Source organism: Hymenobacter agri, from assembly GCF_054778495.1.
The window spans coordinates 1-994 of the sequence record NZ_BAAGZM010001019.1 but is presented as its reverse complement, the minus strand read 5'-3'; the positions used below and the strand labels follow the sequence as shown (position 1 = coordinate 994).

The 994-nt window shown below is 63.3% G+C and carries 2 protein-coding genes; both read left to right on the top strand.

Annotated features, from left to right (window positions below):
- Positions 1-414, top strand: a 414-nt coding sequence (locus tag ACYVDE_RS24160; protein ID WP_460504069.1) for a DUF4920 domain-containing protein, incomplete at its 5' end; no start/stop codon positions are given.
- Between the two features lie 144 nt (positions 415-558).
- A partial coding sequence (locus tag ACYVDE_RS24155; protein WP_460504068.1) for a DNA ligase LigA-related protein occupies positions 559-994 on the top strand: 436 nt, incomplete at its 3' end.

The window sequence follows — 994 nt, the reverse complement described above, 5'->3', positions numbered from 1 at the left end:
GCCGCCGTGGCCCCCGCCACGCCCGGCCAAACCTATGGCGCAGCCATTACGCCCGCCGGCGCCCTACCCATGAGCGCGCTACCCACTGCCCTCGGCACCCGCGACTCGGCCCAGGTAAAGCTGGTGGGCAAGGCCTCGGCCGTGTGCCAGGCCAAAGGCTGCTGGATGACCCTGCCCACCGCCGATGGCAAGGAAATGCGCGTGCGCTTTCGCGACTACGCCTTTTTTGTGCCCAAAGACCTGAGCGGCCACGAAGTAGTAGTGAGCGGCTGGGCCTACCGCAGCACTGTGCCCAAAAGCGAGCTGCAGCACTACGCCCAGGACGCCGGCAAATCTGAAAAGGAAATTGCCGCCATCACACAGGACGAGCAGCAGCTCACCTTTCTGGCCGATGGCGTGCGGGTGGTGAACTAGCCCTTATTCGCTGAGCCTGAAACTGCTGCCAGAGCCACCCTAAGGGTGGCTTTTTTTATGCCCGGCGCATGTTTTATCTGTCCGGCGTAGCTTGCGTACTTCATTCCATTGCCGACCCTTGTGCCTTGTTTCGGCACCCTTGCCATGTCCGAAAATTCCGCTATTTTGTCTCAGATGCAGGCCCTCTCCGAGCGGCTGCACCACCTCAATCATCAGTATTACCAGCTTGATATATCGGAGGTTAGTGACCAGGAGTTCGACCAGTTGTTGGCCGAGCTGCAGGCCCTCGAAGCCGCCCACCCCGAGCTGGCCCAGCCCAACTCGCCCACCCGGCGCGTGGGCGGCACCATCACCAAGCAGTTTCCCACGGCGGTTCACCGCTTTCCCATGCTCAGCCTGGGCAACACCTACTCCGAAGACGACCTGCGCGAGTTCGACGAGCGGGTGCAGAAGGGCCTGGAGGGCGCGCCCTACGCCTATGTGTGCGAGCTGAAAATCGACGGGGTGGCCATGAGCCTGCGCTACGAGCACGGCCAGCTCACGCAGGGCGTGACGCGCGGCGACGGCACCCTCGGCGACG